Source organism: Bacillus silvicola (assembly GCF_050524305.1).
GTDB classification, from domain to species: Bacteria; Bacillota; Bacilli; order Bacillales; family Bacillaceae_G; genus Bacillus_A; species Bacillus_A cereus_AT.
This window is the reverse complement of record NZ_JBNGVC010000006.1, coordinates 1-17,013: the sequence shown is the minus strand read 5'-3', so window position 1 is coordinate 17,013 and position 17,013 is coordinate 1. Positions and strand designations below refer to the sequence as shown.

Sequence of the window (17,013 nt, the reverse complement as noted above, 5' to 3'; positions counted from 1 at the left end):
TTATGCTGGTTTTTTGTAAAGCCATTCTTATGAATGGCTTTATTTTAATTTCGTATAAAAGGAGAATATATTCTTTATATAGAAATAGGTTTGAGGCTATAAAGAGTGATGTACGAAAGGAGAATGAGAGTGATTAAATTAGTGCCCTTTAAAAGATCTGATTTCAAACAATTAATAAATTGGATTAATTCCGAAGAATTTTTAATACAATGGTCGGGAAATGCATTTACATATCCTTTAAATGAACAGCAATTAGAAAAATATACAGAATGTGCAAACACACTGGCATTCAAAATAATAGATGAAGAGACTAAAGCAGTTATTGGTCATATTTCTCTTGGACAAATAGATAATATAAATAAGTCTGCTAGAATTGGAAAAGTGCTAGTTGGTAATACGAACATGAGAGGGCGTTCTATAGGGAAACATATGATGAAAGCCGTACTTCGTATTGCTTTTGATGAATTAAAACTACATAGAGTAACTCTTGGTGTTTATGACTTTAATAAGTCAGCTATTTCTTGTTACGAAAAAATAGGTTTTGTAAAAGAAGGTTTATTAAGAGAGTCAAAAAGAGTAGGAAAAACGTATTGGAATTTATGGAAAATGAGTATGTTAGAATATGAATGGAACAATAAATAATAGTATTTTATAATTATATTATGTTAACAAAAGGGGTTTGGTGGGAAGCGTGAATAAAAAAACTAAAATAATTTCAATTGCAGCTGTTTCAGGTGGAGGTAAAACTACTATTACAGAAAGTTTAACTCATGAGTTAACGAATTCTAAAGCGCTATATTTTGATAGTTATAAATTTGATAGCTGTCCTGCTGATATTTGTAAATGGATTGATGATGGAGCGAATTATGACGACTGGGTACTTACACCATTAATTCATGATATTCAGCATCTTATACGAGATAGTAAATTAGACTATATTATTGTAGATTATCCTTTTGCATACTTAAATAGAGAAATGGGACAATTCATTGATGTAACTATATTTATTGACACACCTTTAGATATTGCGATGGCTAGAAGAATTTTACGAGACTTTAAGGAAGATACTATGAGTGAAATACATAATGATTTGAAACATTACATGGCACATGCGAGAAAAGCTTATTTAGAGGCAATTCATACTGTTAAGCCGAATTCAGATATCGTATTGGATGGATCTTTTTCTGTAAATGAAATAATTGATCATATTGTAGAGGAACTTTGTCGAAGAGAAGTGATTGTCAATGGTTAAATGTATAGAGGAATATGTACAAGTTTATGACGTTAAAATATATACAAAAATATTCCAAGGAAAGAAACTGCAGCCTATTATTATAATGGAAGCAGGTTATGGTGATTATTCAAAGGCATGGGATCATATTGCTGAAGGGCTGACGGAATATGGGACGGTACTCACATATGATCGAGCTGGATTAGGAAAAAGTGGGAAGAGTTCTAAGCGACGTATTAGTTCTGAAATGGTAAAAGAATTAAGAGATTGCTTAAAGCAATTACAACTTAAGCCACCCTATATTTTTGTAGGACATTCCTTTGGGGGTATAAATATCCGTTTATTTACGACCTTTTATCCTGAAGATACGATGGGAGTAGTTTTAGTTGATTCGACACCAGGAAATTATAAAGAGGATTTTTTACCAATAATGTCTTCTGAATTTCAAGATGCATATTATAAGCAATTTATATATGAAAGCTCATACGAAGAGTTCATGTATAGTTTAGGTGAAGCAGGGAAACGTTGTAAGTCAATGAGTGATATTCCACTTGTCGTGTTAGCTGCTGGTAAAAAATCTTTTTATTCGCAAGCTGCACAACTGAAATGGTTACAATTACAAAGAGAATTATTACAATTATCAAGCAAAAATAAATTTATAATTGCAGAACATAGCGGTCACTATATTCAAAAGGATGATCCACATTATATCATAGATGCTATTAAGTGGATCATTGAGGTAAGGGAGAGATAAATGTGTACACTTTATTGCAATATAATTGGCAAGTAAGGGATGATTGGTTTAAGTGGTGTGAGCAACTTACTGAGGAAGAATTGCTTTGCAAACGTGTTGGAGGTGTTGGGAGTATTTTAGAAACACTTTTCCATATTGTAGATGTTGAGTATAGCTGGATTTGTGATTTGAAAGGAAAGGAAGTAGATGAGCCGCAATTTAAGGATTATCAATCAATCAAGAAACTGAAAGCGTTATCTGATTTGTATAACAAGGATTTAGAGAGATTTTTACAATCGTGGACAGAAGACTTAGAGAATAAAATATTAAAAGTTTCATGGATGGATAAAGAGTATAGGTATGGTGAAGTGTTACGACATGTTATTGCACATGAAATTCATCATATAGGTCAGCTATCAATATGGGCAAGAGAATTAAATCTTCAGCCCGTTTCAGCGAATTTAATTGGAAGAGGATTATAGATTTAGAAACCGACTTGCTAAATGCAAGTCGGTTTTTTATATAAAAGAGAACGGTTAGCTAAAGTCCTCGGATTTTTTCTGACGTAGATGTAAAAACATTAAGATCGTAATGATTAAAAAGATTATTACTGTTTGTATGATTAAATTTTTAAACTGAAGTAAAATGGTCCAAGATGTAATAGTGTCTTTGAAAGCTTGAAGTGCAGAATATGAGGTAGGTTCAAAACCGTATTGAAGTAACTTTTTTGTTTCGACAAAAGCCGTGTTTTCTTCATTGGTGTCTAATACTACAGAAATAAACCGTGTGTCTCCTTGTTTTGCTGTGCTAACAAAACTGTAATTACCGTTAGTTGACAAACTAGATTGCAAGCCATCAACACCTTTTAATTTAATGTTTTTATTAAGAGAATAAATCATTTTATTTGTGTTGAAAACTTGAACATCTTTGAAGGTAAATTGGTAAGAGGTTTGTTTAGTAATATTTAATACATCTGGATAGTCTTTTATTAATTGTGCAGCTATTTCGGCTGCGTCTATTGCTGTTGTAATTGATTGTCTATTCTTTTCACTATTTATTCCGGTTGAATTTAAAAATGGAGATTGTTGTGATAATTTTAGTTGTTTTGCTTTTTCATTCATTAACGATGTAAAATTATCTTCATTTCCAGCAATGTGTTCTGCAAGTGCAAGCGCAGAACGATTATTTCCGGTTAAAAGCAAAGCATGAAGTAAGTCACGAACGGTAGTGTTATCCTTTGATGTTACTTGGATCGGACTTGTTTCTGTTTGAAAAACTTCGTTTCTAATTTTCACAGATTCATCTAATTGTATTTTGCCATCATGAAGTTGTTCCATCACAATATATTCTGTCATTAATTTAGATAAAGCGGCCGACTGAATAGGAGTACGTTCATTTTTTTTATAAACAATTTCACCAGAATTAGTATCTATTAAAATAGCTGATTTAGCTCGAATAGTTGGACCATTTACATAAAGATAAAAATATAAAACGATAAGTGCAGTAATAAGAAAAGATAATAATAAAATTGTTATTTTTTTAAAAAATTGCATACGCGATCCTCCTACAATTACATCAATAATATTATTGTAAGAAGGAATGCTTAATTAGTAAGAAAGAAAAGGTAAAGAATTTCTAAAGAATTTTAAGGAATTCTTTAATTTTGGATTTTGATGGAAAATTAAAGGTTCAATTTCTTATTAAATAAGAAATTGAACCTAAAAATGTACCTTATGATCATTTATATGGAAGTAATTTCACAGTGAAAGTTGTCTTTTCATCATCACTATATACTTCAATTGTTCCTTTATGCAGTTCGACAATACTTTTTGCAATTGCTAATCCGAGACCAGATCCACCGGTGTTTGTCGATCGTGATTTCTCTACGCGATAAAAACGTTCAAAAACATGTGGTAAATCAGTACTTGGGATAGCTTGTCCGTAATTTGTTATATCAATTGCAATCGTATTATTGCTTTCGTAAGCTGTTATATCAATATGATTTCCATCATTTCCATAAGTAATAGCGTTTATGATTAGGTTTTCAAACACACGTACTAATTTATCCCCATCAGCGAGTACCATTAGCTTTTGAGATGGGAAAGAAGGACGACATTCAATATTAGCTTCTTGAAGCTGTATCCGAAATTGGACAGTTAATTGTCCAAGTAATTCTACAATATCAATAGGAACAGAATTTAAACTTAACTCTTTATTTTGGACACGTGTATATTCAAACAAATCATTCATTAATGCGTTAAGACGGGTTACTTTATCGTATATAACTTGTATATAATGACGCAATTCCACTTCATCTCTATAATTATCATGATGGATTAAATTCACATATCCAACTATAGATGTAAGAGGCGTTCGTAAGTCATGTGATACATTCGTAATTAGTTCGCTTTTTGCTTGTTCCGCCTGTCTTTCTTCATCAATTGATACTTTTAACTGTTCGACAATTTGATTAACGCCAGTTGCTAATTCTTCTAAATAATTATGCTGTACAATAGAAACTTTATGATTAAAGTTTCCATTCGCAATATATCGAATTTCTTCAATCATTTTTTTAATACAAGTTTCATAGTAAAGCTTTCTTTCATGACGATAAAAAATGTAAAGATAGGATGAGAAAATAGAAAATAAAAACAAATAAGAAACGATTATCATCCATAAAGATTCCTTTATCCCTCTATACTTTTCATAACCAAAAATTCGAATGAATTCTTTACCTAGTTCGCTTAGAGTAAGTGAACTCTCAATTACACTCGTTACGAGGCGAAATATAATTAATTCGGTAATCGGTGTAAGAGTGATAGCTAATAAAAGCCAAAAAATAAGCTTCCACTTTGGTATATCCTTTAATATATCAAATGCTTCATTTCTCAATTTTATATCCTACTCCCCAAACCGTATGAATTAGTTTTTCACCATTCATTACGGTTTCAAGTTTATCGCGTAAATTACTAATATGGACCATTACCGTTTTATTAGAACCATAACCGTCTTCATTCCAAACGCGTTCGAATATCTCTTCAGAGCTAAATACTCTTCCAGTATTACTCGCTAGTAAATATAAAATATCAAATTCGATAGAAGTGAGCTTAATATATTCACCATTTACTTTAACCGTATGATTATGTTTATGAATTTCAACTGTACGAATGCGAATAATACCATCTTCATTCTTTGGTGTGGCAGCGTTTTGGAAAGATGATCTACGTAATAATGCTTTCACTCTAGCAACTAATTCTAGTGGATTAAACGGTTTAATCATATAATCATCTGCACCGGTCATAAGTCCTAATATCTTATCCATATCTTCAGCTTTTGCACTAAGCATAAGGATAGGTACAGTATTATTTTCACGCACTTCTTGACAAACTTCTAATCCATTTCGTTTTGGCATCATAATATCCAAAATCATAAGGTCAACTTCATATGTAGATATCATTTGTAATGCTTCATCACCATCATAAGCTTTATAAATGTTATAACCTTCATTTCGCAAATAAACAGCGAGTAATTCTACAATATCTTTATCATCATCAATAATTAATATGTTTTTATTCATCATATAGTTCCTTTCCTTGCGAATCATCAACATTACTATAATATCAAACATTTATGTATTTTGTAGTAATGTTTCTACAAAAAATTTCACGTAACGTATTAAAAAGGAATTAACACAATTATAACGAATACAAAATAAGAAGGATATTTGAATTTTACGTTATGTTGAAAGTTAGTTATAAGGGGGACTTGCTATGTTATATAATGATATATATTCATTTACTCCAACTGGAAAAATAGAAAATGACATTAAAGCTTTTCTATTAAAATACAATAAAGAATTTACATATAAACATTCAATTCGTGTGGCAAATGAGGCAAGAAAAATTGCGGGAATATTTTATGAAGATGAAGAAAAAGCAGTGATTGCAGGATGTTTACATGATATTAGTGCAATCTTTCCGAACGAGGAGCGGATTGCAGTTGCTGAAAAATTTGGAATAGAAATATTACAAGAAGAACGAGAATTTCCAATGATTATTCATCAAAAATTATCGAGAGTAATTGCAAAAGAGATATTTAAAATAGAGGACGAAGAAGTTTTAAATGCTATCTGTTGCCACACTACTTTGCGTAAACATGCTACAAAAATGGATTTAGTACTATTTGTTGCTGATAAATTAGAATGGGATCAAATAGGGACACCTCCATATTTAATAAATGTTAAAAAAGCTTTAGGAAACTCTTTAGAACATGCTGCTTTTGTATATATTTCATATTTGTGGGAAAGAAAAGATACATTAAAAGTCATACACCCGTGGCTAGTAGAAGCATATTGGTATTTAAAAGAAATTGTAGAGTAGAAAGGGTATGAAAATGCAATTAAAAGAATATATGAATCAAACATTCCCAGGAGTTACATTAGTACCGTCCATATACTTTCAGTGGGAAAATCATCTTCATTTTGATTTTGGGAAAGATAAATATCAATTCAAAGAAGATGGTAACACGTATAATATGGAATATTTTACACAACTATATAGGTATAATAAAAGTCTATTTAAAGATATATTTTCAAAAGAAGATACCGTCTTTTTAGTCACAAATGTTTATCGATTTAAACAGGAAAATATAAAAAATTCGCAGAAAATAAATGTATACAATAGATTTATTAAAAAGAGGGATTTAAAGTTTCATATAAGACAAGAAACATTCCCTTTTCCATTTGAAGATGAAGAAGCTGACTTATATTGTACATATCAACTTTCTTTACAATGTTTTGCGGAAGATATTAAATATGAGCCGCTTATTCAAGCTGCTAATCATGAAGATTTCCCTGACCTACGCCCACGCCTAGGACGAAAAATAGAAATTTCATATCCAGATGTATTTTTTATAAATGTAACAAAGGATATAATCATGTTTATTTATGATGATAGAGGATGTGAAGTAATCGCGAAGAATAAAGAAATGATACGGGATTTATATGAGGAGTATAAAGAGTGGGTACCAGATTATGAACGAGAAAGTATAGATAGCTTATTTAAATGACAATAGGGGAAGTGAAGCGTGTAATGAAACGTATCGCCATCGTATCCGCATGGGAACCAGAACTTACGTATTTGCATCAACATTATCCAAGTGAGCGTGTAGAGAAGATAGCAGCTTGGGAATTTCATTTTCATTCTATTAATGAATTAGAAGTGATATCAGTTGTAACAGGTGTTGGTAAAGTAAGTTGTGCTAGTTGTGTGCAATTATTAATTAGTGAATTTCAGCCGGATGAGTTGTTTATGACAGGGATATGCGGAAGTTTATCAAATAAGGTGAAAAATGGCCACATTGTAGTGGCACTTAATGCAATACAACACGATGTTACTGCCGCTGGCTCAGGTGAGGATGTTTTTAATTTATACGATGGCAGAACAGCACCTATTGAAACAACAAAGTCAATTGTAAGAAAAATAAAAAAAATACGATCTTATGATCCAGTGCACTACGGTACGTTCTTATCTGGAGATCAACGTATTCGTAGTTCAGAAATGAGATATTTACTGCATACTGTATACGGAGCATTGGCGGTTGATCAAGAAGTAGCAGCTTTCGCTTACGTATGTCATATAAATAAAAAACCATTTTTATGTTTAAAAGCTGCTTCAGATCAAGCGAATGATAAAACGAAAGAAGAACAAAAGGTTTTTAAAATGCTAGCGTGTGAAAGAGCGTGTGAGCATCTAATTACTTTTTTACGTGTTTATGAGATTACTGTAGTAAATAGTAGATAGTTAGAGGGTTTTAATATTGGAAACTACAAATAAAATAGCAATTCTTGGTGCGAATGGTAAAGTTGGAAAATTCATCCTAAATCATGCGTTAGAAAAGGGATATCAAGTACGAATACTAACAAGGAATCCTAAAAATACGAAGATATCTAGTGAAAATATAGAGACTATCATTGGGAATGCTCGTGATTTTTCAGCTATAAAGGAATTACTTCAAGGGTGTAAAGCTGTAATTAATGCAGTAGGTCAGCCAAAAAATGAGCCTTATATTTTTAGTACAGTTACGAAGCATATTTTAAAAGTAATGAAGGAATATGAAATAAAACGTTATATTCTTATTTCTGGTGGCTCCTTAAATGTAAAAGGGGATCAGAAGGGAATGGTAAATAAAGTAGGGGCTAATTTGTTCCAATTATTTATTCCAAAGATGATGAGGGATAAATATAAAGAATTGGAAATTATACAAGGTAGTGATGTAGATTGGACAATTGTTAGATTACCATTTGTTATAGAGGGAAATGGTATTGAAAATATAAAAGAGAGTTTAGTAGATATGCCAGGAATGAAAATCCAAAATGGAGATATTGCACCGTTTGTTATAAAACAAATAAATAGTAAGACATATGTAGGGAAATGTCCATTTATTTCAAATTAAGGGGTGAAATAATATTGATTACGTATTATGGAGAACTTTGTACAAAGATATATGAAAGTGATAAATCAATTGCGAGTGGAAAAGAATTGGATTTTTATCTTTCTTTTGCCAAAGACAAAAACATGACAGTGTTAGAACCGATGTGTGGAAATGGTAGAATGCTAATTCCTTTTATACAAAATGGTGTGAATATAGAAGGATTCGACCTTTCAGAAGATATGCTTAAAGTGTGTAAAGAGAAAGCGGAAAAATTAAACTTAAAACCGGTTGTGTCACTAGGAAGAATAGAAGAATATCATAGTGATAAAAAATATGATCTTATTATGATTCCTATAGGTTCATTTTCACTGTTACCTGATAATTTAGTAGAAAATAGTCTTCAAAATATGAAAAAAAACTTAAAGGAAAATGGAAAATTGCTTCTAACAATTGTACAAGGTGGAAGTGAGACAGAACAAATTCTAGATTGGTTAGAGACAAATAGAAAAGAAATTAATAACGAATTAATTGTTGAGTATAGAAAAGTTTCATATGATAAGACGCAAAAACTTCTAAATATTATACTGAAATATGAAGTCATTCATGATGAGAGAATTGAAGAAACTGAGATTATGGATTTTCCTATAAGACTATATGATTTAAAAGAGTTTGAAAATATACTTATTGCTAATGGATTTAGTCAAATTGTTATTCATGAAATAAAAGATGGATATGGTGTAGGGAATTCATTTCATGTATTTGAATGCAGTTTATAACAAGTCAAAACGGAGGATTATACTTATATGATTCAATACAAAAGATGTAGTGAAGTAAGTATAGATTTAGTGTATAAAGCTTTTAAGGATGGATTTTCAGATTATATTATTAAAATGGATGTTTCAAAAGAAGATTTTATAAAAAGGTTTTTTGGGCCAGAAGGCAATTCGTTAGAACACTCCTTTCTTGCTTTAGACGGTGACAAATGTGTTGGTGTAATACTTGGTGGTATTAAGGTATATGAAAGTATAAAAACAATGCGCTGCGGAACATTAGCGGTTCATCCAGAGTTTCGCGGCATTGGTGTAAGTCAAAAGTTATTTGCGTTACATAAAGAAGAAGCAACACAAAATAAATGTAAGCAGCTTTTTCTTGAAGTTATTGTAGGAAACGATCGGGCGATTCATTTTTATAACAAATTAGGTTATGAAAAAGTATATAATCTTTCTTATTATAATTTAAATGATTTAACTGAAATAATGAATAAAGGTAATAAAAATATTGAGGTAAAACAATTAGAATTTCCAACATTTAAAGTTGAAATTCAAAAATGGTTAAACTTCCATATAAATTGGCAAAATGATATTGATTATATCGAAAAAACAAATCATACATTTTACGGTGCATATGTTGATAGCGATATAAAAGGTTCTGTATGTGTAAATGAACAAGGAAAAATTAGTTTTATTTTCATAGACAAAGATTATAGAAATATTGGCGTTGGGACGAAATTATTACAGGTAGCAAGTGAAGAATTAAAGTTATCAAGTTTATCAATTGGGTTTCCAAACAACAATTTACTGGAAGGTTTTTTAAAGAAATCTGGATTTGAAAAGAATTCTTTAGCGCAATATGAAATGTATTTATTGCTATAAAAAGCGGAAGGAATTATTCTTTTCGCTTTTTATTTTGTACTATAAACGTTTTTGCTGTATGTGGGGGGATAAGTAAAAACAACAGAAGTTTTGTTACCTCTCTTATTGAGTTAACTGACACTTTAGTTGAAAAAGGAAAATATATAGTAAACATTGAATATATTAATACATAAAAAGATTTATGAGGTGAAAGTGATGACAATTAAGCAAGACGAAATTAAAGTAGTAGTCGGAGCTGGAGTATTTAATAATAATCCAGGTTGGGTTCAAACTCAAGAAGATGAACTTAATTTACTAGACAATACCACTTGGGAAGCAAGATTTGAATACAATTCCATTTCAGCTATTTTAGCTGAGCATGTATGGGAACATCTTACTTTTGAAGAAGGTGTAAAAGCAGCTGAAATTTGTTATAAATTTTTAAAGCCATCAGGTCATATTCGGTGCGGAGTCCCTGATGCATTTTTCCGAGATGAGACCTACCAAAATATAGTTCAAATAGGCGGACCTGGTCCGAAAGACCACCCAGCTGCAAGCCATAAAATCGTTCATAATTATAAAACATTAATGAAAATGTTTGAAATCGCTGGATTCGAGGTAGTTTTACTTGAATATTGTGATGAAAATGGTAAATTTCATTACAATGAATGGGATGCAAACGATGGTGTTATTTTCCGTTCGAAAAGGTATGATTCTAGAAATAGAGGCGATAAACTTGGTTTTCCATCGCTAATTGTTGATGCGATTAAAAGGTAAGTCATTCACCTAAAGTAGGTGTTAGTTCCATCAGTTCATTAGTCACAAGTGCATTTTTTTATTTGTGATGTAATTCTATGTTTAACAAGGAAGCAGACATATATAATAAGTTATTTTGAACATTACATAACTTGATTTGAATACTATATTAGCGCTTCTTAACACCATTTACCTTAAAGGAAATTGCTTTCAAATATTTAATGGGAAAATCATATAAAGTAAATAAATCTACGTTTTCTCAAGTTGAATTTTTTTGTAAAAATGTTGAGGTACGCCTATTGTAATAAACACATGGAGAGAATATATAATAAATCAGTCAATTAATGTTCAAGTTAACATTCCCACATTAAATTAATATTTCATTCCCATAGTGATTTCTTTTATACATAAATTCATGTAAAATAAAATAAGAACATACATTCTGCATAAGAGTAGGAGGCAATAAATATGTTAGCTCAAATAGAGAAACAAACTGATGGCTATATTATAAAATTTGAACGCCAATTTCCCAATACAATAGAGGAAGTTTGGTCTGTTTTAACTGAAAACAGCAAACTTAAAAAATGGATGTCTAATTTACAGATTGAAAACCTTAAAGCAGGTGGAATTATAAAGTTCGACATGATGGATGGTTCATTTTTAAATATTGATATTTTAGAGTGCCAACTAAATTCAGTACTTGAATTCACATGGGATAAAGATCGTGTCCGATTTGAAATACATAAAGAGGAAAATGGTTCTCTTTTACTTCTTAAAGAATACATTCATGAATTAACTGATCATACACCGAAAGATATAGCTGGTTGGCATATTTGTTTAGATCTTTTTTCTTCCGTTTTAGAAGGGGAAGAGAAAGAATTTTCTAAAAAAAAATGGAGAAAATGGTTCGAAAAATACAAGGATAAGATTCATGAAGTGAGAGGATAATTGTATAATAGGTAATATTTATTATGTAATTATTATACTATAAAAATGATTTTGTGGAAAAATAAGAATAGAGGTTAATATGAAAGTAAATCAACTAATTGCAAATAACATAAATAAACTTGATACTGTTGTTCCGTTTAATAAATCACTTGGTATTGCTGGTTTATCTGGATCTGGAAAAACAACTCTTTGTCAAACAATTGGTGAAGAATCAAAGAAGCGTCTAGTTTCCTTATTGCCAAAGGCTGAATATCAATATTTATTTCCTAATATTATGGAAACTAATTTTAGCGCAATTAAAATGGAAGAAATGCCTTTAGTACTTTTTTTAGGGAAATCATCAATTTCTTCCAATCCGCGTTCGACGATTGGTACTCATACAGGTGTTTTTAAAGAGATTCGTGAAAAACTAGCGGAAGAATTTAATCTTTCTCCTGAAGTCTTTTCATTTAATAATCAATTAGGTTGGTGTGCTGGCTGTAAAGGGCGTGGTACTACTAAAAATATTGAGTGTAAAAAATGTAAGGGGAAACGTTATAGTGAAGAAGTTGAACAACGTACTATTGAGTTATTTGCTAAATCACATACAATCTCGGATATTAACGATTTAAGCGTTGAATCTATTCTTTTATTAGCAGAAGAATTAAATATTAGCGAAGCAAAACAACATATACTGCAAAATATAATTAATATGAACATTGGTTATTTAACATTAAATCGTATTATGGGTACGTTGTCAGGTGGAGAGTTAACACGACTTTATTTGGCTGAATTCATGGCGGTAAGTGAAAATGCTGTAATTATTATTGATGAGATTTCCGTGGGGCTTGATCACGAAACATTATTACAAATATTAGAAGAAATCAAAAAATTAGGGTGCAAAAATCAAGTTTGGCTCATTGATCATTCAGATACAGTACTGGATACAACGGATGAGAAAATGTTCTTCGGACCTGGTAGTGGAAAATATGGTGGGAAAATCGTAAAAAAATCACCAAGGCCAAAGCCAATACTATCGGAACGAAATTACGAAATGCCAACAGAATATTATACATTCCATGAATTATATTGTCGAAATATCCAAATGACTGAGTTTCAGATTCCTAAAAATAGACTTGTAACTGTTACAGGAGAGTCTGGATGCGGGAAATCTACACTTGTTAATGAATGTATCGCTAAAGATTTTCAAAAGCGATATCCAAAAGACAAACTTGTTATGGTAGGACAAGATCGAAACCAATCGATTACAAGTCGATCAACTGTAGCAACTTTCCTAGATATTAAAAAGAAACTGACAAAGTATAGTGAAGAAATTGATGATATTTTTGAGCGCTCAATTGAGGATATTATTGATGAAATTCCAAATGAAGATATTGCGTATAAACGCTTGAGCCTACTAATCAAATTAGGACTGGGCTATTTAACATTAGAACGAAAAACACAAACATTATCAACGGGTGAGTTTCAATGTGTTCATTTAGTTTCTGAGTTATTTGCAAAAACAAGAAACCCACATACATTATTTATTTTTGATGAACCTTCAAAAGGTTTATCACAAAATATTTTAAATCAATTTATAGATAGTGTTAGAGGGATATTGCAAGATGAATCAGTCTCTATCATTATGATTGAACATAATAGTTACATGTTAGAAAGCTCTGATTATATTGTCGATTTTGGAAAAAGACAGCTTAAATCTATAGAGCATCTTGATGTAGTAAGTCATGAGGATTATTATCGTCAAAAAAGCAGTGTGAATAATACTGAGCAAATATATATTTCTTCAACATTGAATCAACAAAATGGAATTAATTACTTAGAAGAAAATCATATTGATTATTTTAAAAATGCAGAAAACATCTATAAGGGTGGCATATTAAAAAGCTTATCATCAATGGCTCGTTTAATTTACGGTGAATACGAATCTGATACAATTGCACCTGTTGTTGCTATTGATCTCGAAAGACATTTGTATAGTCAATATAGTTTCTTATATGAAATTGGTGGATTGATCAATCATATTGTAGCTGCTCATCCGACTAATAAAGATACGAGAAGTTTTGATTTCTATTCCCAGGACAATCATTGCCCATCATGTTCGGGACGTCTTCAAATTGAAATTTTTGATAAAGAAATTACAATTCAAGATAAAAATGTTCCATTTTGGGATGGTCTATTCGATCCGGAAATCATGAAAGTATTAAAATTTTATCAATATGAAAAAATAGAATTTCTATTTGAAGAAATTAAAAATGAGCTTGGCCATGATTTGTCAAAGAGCTATAATGATATGTCTGAGGAAGAAAAGCATACATTTTGGTATGGCTATTTTGATAAGTCATTTTATGATAAGAAAGGCAAGACACGTAGAACATGGGTAGGATTTAATACAATTATTGGCGGATATATTGTTATCTCAAAAGCAGCTATTAAAGAAGAAATTAAGACGTCTAAAGAATTGATGACATGTCCAATTTGCGAGGGTACTGTATTAAATCACCATAAACCACTTAAATTTAGAGATACAGATATTCGTGAAATTATCAATCAGCCGCTTGATGAAATAATAAAAATTGTAGGAGATTTACCTGTACTCATCAAATTGAAATCTATCGTAGGTGACAATATGATTATGACAGAAGATGTCTCTTTACTGCCTAGGAAAACACAGGTCGCACTGAAAATGTTTGAATTAGAACAAGCAAGCTTTTCAAACTATGAAATGGTATTACAAAATGTTTTACCATTCTGGGGCGAAATTAAAGGTAATATCGAATCAATCAGCAATAATAATAAAGTGACTATTTGTGATTTCCAAAATATCAATGAAACAAGAAAAACTATCATAGATAAGTATTTCACAAATGGAAAATATAAAAAATTAACATATGTGTATGAAGCATTTGGTTATAAAAAATTAGTTACCCAAATTAATAAAATTAAAAAAAGTAACCCATGTCCATTCTGTAACGGAAAAAAAGTTATAACCGAAGATAATCTACATGATGGCGTGTTTAAATTAACAATTCCATGTATAACTTGTAATGCAACTGGTATTAATGATGAAGGGCTAAAAGAAATTGTTGAGGGCGTGGATGTACAAACATGGTTAACTGGAAAAGTTAGTGATGTTGTGGATGAAAGCTTACGAACTGAGGATGTTGCAGACATTCTAATATTTAATCGAATTCGTGAGTTGAATAAGCGAGAAATGATGGCAGTTTATGAATGTCTGGAGAAAAATAATTAAGTTAAGAAGAATAAAATAGTGGTCAGCTAGGGATTAAAAACTCATTTGCAATAATCTGCAAATGAGTTTTTATGTTGAAGAAAAGTTTCTTTAAACGTGTTAAGGTAGATAGATAATATAGCAAGAAAAATCTATTTGTAATACTAATATAAATTATTCTTAAATTATTAAATTTTAAACTGAAAGGTATTACAGGTTGGCATTTATGTTTAAGTTTTTTTAGTCTTTCTAAGATATAAATACATTTGTCTGTGAGAGTTAGTTTTAAATCGTTAATTATGATTATTTATTATGTAATTATTGATGTATAAAAATGTTTTTTGGAGATGATAATTTAGGTTATTTGGATAATACAAAAAGAATATGCTGCTTTTTTAGTGATTGTATAATTATCGGAATTTTTGAATTTAACAGAAATATATACTTGAATGAAGTATATATTTCTGTTAAATTTATCCTATGGATAGAACAAGTTTAATTAAAGGGAATTTAGAAATGTGTGTATTGTCTATTTTGTCTACAAAGAAAAGTTATGGTTATGAAATTATGAAAGAACTCGAAGTACATAATTTAAAATTGAAAGGAGTAGGAAGTATTTATCCCATTTTAACTAAACTGAAAAATCAAGAGTGGGTTAATACTTATCAAGAGGTGACGGATAGTGGTAAAGTTAGGATTTATTACGAAATTAATGAAAATGGAAAATTACGTCTTGAGAAGAAAGTTAATGAATGGTTAGAGTTGCAATCTGATATTAAAAAATTATTAAAGAGTGGTTTGAAAGGAGACCTTCTGAAATGAGGAATGAATTAAAAGAAAAAGAACAGCAATTTTTAACGGGCGTACTTAAGGAATTAAAGCAATATGATATAAGTTTAGAAGAAAGGGAAAATATTAAACAACAAATTTTAGAGCATATCCAAGAATGTCGTGAACATGGTGAGGAAAGTATAAATGACCTAGGAACGCCTCAATTATTTGTTCAAGACTTTTTGGAGATAAATGAAATTGATCTGCGAGTGAAAATGAAACAACTTCAAAATGTAAATAAAAAATCTAATACATTAATCATAATTGGCATATTCGTCGCATTTATTACGTACCTCATTTCACAAACTACACTTTCAATATTTTTAACTGAATCCCTTAATCCAACCAACAGTGAAAATAACTTTAATTTTAATCTTTTATATCGAATAGCAGAAAATCAATGGTGGAACTCTATATTAATAATGATTAGTTTAATGGTTTCTTTATTAATATCTATAATTTTAGTAATTTATAAAAAAAGAAAGTTATCCGAAGTACATTAAGATGAAGATATCGAAATATAAATTGTTTCTAATTTGTATAGTTTGTAATGTATTAATATTATGTATCGTACATCCAAAAGTTTATGCTGAGCAAAATATTAAAGTTACTTTAGATAAGTACATTGAAAAATTTATAAAGGAGCAGAACATTCCAGGAGCTTCTGTTGCAATTGTACATCATAAAGATGTATTCTTCGCAAAATCGTGGGGAATTACTGGAGAGTCTGAAAAAAAGGTAACTAGTAAAACGCCGTTTGCAATCGGTTCAATAAGTAAATCTTTAACAGCTTTAGCTATAGTAAAGTTAATAGAAGATAAAAAAATAAAATTAAAGGATTCAGTTCAACAACATCTTCCTTGGTTTAAACTAAAAGATACACAATCAACTTCAAATATAACAATCCAACATCTACTAACTCATACAAGTGGAATAAACACATATGAAGGCTTAGCATTATCAGATAAACAATTAAAGAGTTCTAAAGCATTAAAAGAAAATGTAATGGAACTTTCAAAAGTAAAATTAAATGCCCCACCAGGGGAAAAGTATCAATATAGTAATGCAAATTATATGATACTTGGTGCCCTTATTGAGGCTGTCACAGATGAAACATATTCTTCATATATAGAAAAGCATGTTTTTCAGCCTTTAAAAATGAATGGCGCAGCGGCAAATAAAGATAGTGCATATGAAAAAAGCTATTTAACAGGTTATCAGT

19 protein-coding genes are annotated in these 17,013 nt (G+C 30.4%); 16 read left to right on the top strand and 3 right to left on the bottom strand.

Features of this window, described 5'->3' with window-relative positions; all coding sequences use genetic code 11:
• Positions 1–129: 129 nt before the first annotated feature.
• The 4 genes from ACP6L7_RS10545 to ACP6L7_RS10530 are packed head-to-tail and all read left to right on the top strand — an operon-like array spanning position 130 to position 2,446.
• The gene (locus tag ACP6L7_RS10545) at positions 130–642 is read left to right on the top strand and encodes a GNAT family N-acetyltransferase (protein ID WP_141533604.1); all 513 of its coding nucleotides are present in this window, start codon (positions 130–132) and stop codon (positions 640–642) included.
• A 49-nt stretch (positions 643–691) separates the two neighbouring features.
• On the top strand, positions 692–1,252 hold the full coding sequence (locus tag ACP6L7_RS10540) for a nucleoside/nucleotide kinase family protein (protein WP_097829485.1): 561 nt from the start codon (positions 692–694) through the stop codon (positions 1,250–1,252).
• Positions 1,245–1,985 carry an alpha/beta fold hydrolase gene (locus tag ACP6L7_RS10535; RefSeq protein WP_430529221.1) on the top strand — a complete coding sequence of 247 codons (741 nt, stop codon included), beginning with the start codon at positions 1,245–1,247 and terminating at the stop codon, positions 1,983–1,985. The genes ACP6L7_RS10540 and ACP6L7_RS10535 overlap by 8 nt, the downstream gene beginning before the upstream one ends.
• Positions 1,986–1,987: 2 nt before the next feature.
• Complete coding sequence (locus tag ACP6L7_RS10530) at positions 1,988–2,446, top strand: DinB family protein (protein WP_097829198.1); 459 nt, start codon at positions 1,988–1,990, stop codon at positions 2,444–2,446.
• Positions 2,447–2,500: 54 nt separating this feature from the next.
• On the opposite strand, the gene ACP6L7_RS10525 is transcribed toward ACP6L7_RS10530, so the two are convergent.
• The 3 genes from ACP6L7_RS10525 to ACP6L7_RS10515 all read right to left on the bottom strand — a co-directional run bounded on the left by ACP6L7_RS10525 (position 2,501) and on the right by ACP6L7_RS10515 (position 5,544).
• Positions 2,501–3,517 carry a D-alanyl-D-alanine carboxypeptidase family protein gene (locus tag ACP6L7_RS10525; RefSeq protein ID WP_097829199.1) on the bottom strand — a complete coding sequence of 339 codons (1,017 nt, stop codon included), beginning with the start codon at positions 3,515–3,517 and terminating at the stop codon, positions 2,501–2,503.
• Between the two features lie 184 nt (positions 3,518–3,701).
• Positions 3,702–4,856 carry a sensor histidine kinase gene (locus ACP6L7_RS10520; protein ID WP_097829200.1) on the bottom strand — a complete coding sequence of 385 codons (1,155 nt, stop codon included), beginning with the start codon at positions 4,854–4,856 and terminating at the stop codon, positions 3,702–3,704.
• Positions 4,846–5,544, bottom strand: coding sequence for a response regulator transcription factor (locus ACP6L7_RS10515; protein WP_000981333.1), 699 nt, complete (start codon positions 5,542–5,544; stop codon positions 4,846–4,848). Before ACP6L7_RS10515 ends, ACP6L7_RS10520 begins: the two co-directional genes overlap by 11 nt.
• Before the next feature lie 190 nt (positions 5,545–5,734).
• Between ACP6L7_RS10515 and yqeK the strand changes: the two genes are divergently transcribed.
• The 12 genes from yqeK to ACP6L7_RS10455 form a co-directional block, all read left to right on the top strand.
• Positions 5,735–6,343: a bis(5'-nucleosyl)-tetraphosphatase (symmetrical) YqeK gene (gene yqeK / locus ACP6L7_RS10510; protein WP_097829201.1), complete on the top strand. Its 609-nt coding sequence runs from the start codon at positions 5,735–5,737 to the stop codon at positions 6,341–6,343.
• A 13-nt stretch (positions 6,344–6,356) separates the two neighbouring features.
• Positions 6,357–7,031 carry a DUF3885 domain-containing protein gene (locus ACP6L7_RS10505; protein WP_141533605.1) on the top strand — a complete coding sequence of 225 codons (675 nt, stop codon included), beginning with the start codon at positions 6,357–6,359 and terminating at the stop codon, positions 7,029–7,031.
• A complete protein-coding gene (gene mtnN / locus ACP6L7_RS10500; RefSeq protein ID WP_128854594.1) occupies positions 7,028–7,765 on the top strand; it encodes a 5'-methylthioadenosine/S-adenosylhomocysteine nucleosidase in 738 nt (245 codons plus the stop codon). Before ACP6L7_RS10505 ends, mtnN begins: the two co-directional genes overlap by 4 nt.
• Before the next feature lie 16 nt (positions 7,766–7,781).
• Positions 7,782–8,417, top strand: a complete 636-nt coding sequence (locus tag ACP6L7_RS10495) for an SDR family oxidoreductase (protein WP_097829202.1) — start codon at positions 7,782–7,784, stop codon at positions 8,415–8,417.
• A gap of 14 nt (positions 8,418–8,431) precedes the next feature.
• Positions 8,432–9,172 carry a class I SAM-dependent methyltransferase gene (locus ACP6L7_RS10490; protein WP_097829203.1) on the top strand — a complete coding sequence of 247 codons (741 nt, stop codon included), beginning with the start codon at positions 8,432–8,434 and terminating at the stop codon, positions 9,170–9,172.
• Between the two features lie 27 nt (positions 9,173–9,199).
• A complete protein-coding gene (locus ACP6L7_RS10485) occupies positions 9,200–10,048 on the top strand; it encodes a GNAT family N-acetyltransferase (RefSeq protein ID WP_097829204.1) in 849 nt (282 codons plus the stop codon).
• Positions 10,049–10,243: 195 nt separating this feature from the next.
• Positions 10,244–10,804 carry a class I SAM-dependent methyltransferase gene (locus ACP6L7_RS10480; protein ID WP_097829205.1) on the top strand — a complete coding sequence of 187 codons (561 nt, stop codon included), beginning with the start codon at positions 10,244–10,246 and terminating at the stop codon, positions 10,802–10,804.
• 447 nt (positions 10,805–11,251) lie between these two features.
• Positions 11,252–11,731 (top strand): SRPBCC family protein, encoded by a 480-nt coding sequence (locus ACP6L7_RS10475; protein ID WP_430529213.1) that lies wholly within the window; start codon positions 11,252–11,254, stop codon positions 11,729–11,731.
• A gap of 79 nt (positions 11,732–11,810) precedes the next feature.
• On the top strand, positions 11,811–14,981 hold the full coding sequence (locus tag ACP6L7_RS10470) for an ATP-binding cassette domain-containing protein (RefSeq protein WP_097829207.1): 3,171 nt from the start codon (positions 11,811–11,813) through the stop codon (positions 14,979–14,981).
• 459 nt (positions 14,982–15,440) lie between these two features.
• Entirely contained in the window at positions 15,441–15,782 is a 342-nt protein-coding gene (locus ACP6L7_RS10465) for a PadR family transcriptional regulator (protein ID WP_097829208.1), read from the top strand.
• The gene (locus tag ACP6L7_RS10460; RefSeq protein ID WP_097829209.1) at positions 15,779–16,294 is read left to right on the top strand and encodes a DUF1129 domain-containing protein; all 516 of its coding nucleotides are present in this window, start codon (positions 15,779–15,781) and stop codon (positions 16,292–16,294) included. Before ACP6L7_RS10465 ends, ACP6L7_RS10460 begins: the two co-directional genes overlap by 4 nt.
• 1 nt (position 16,295) lies before the next feature.
• Positions 16,296–17,013, top strand: a 718-nt coding sequence (locus tag ACP6L7_RS10455) for a serine hydrolase domain-containing protein (RefSeq protein WP_430529212.1), incomplete at its 3' end; no start/stop codon positions are given.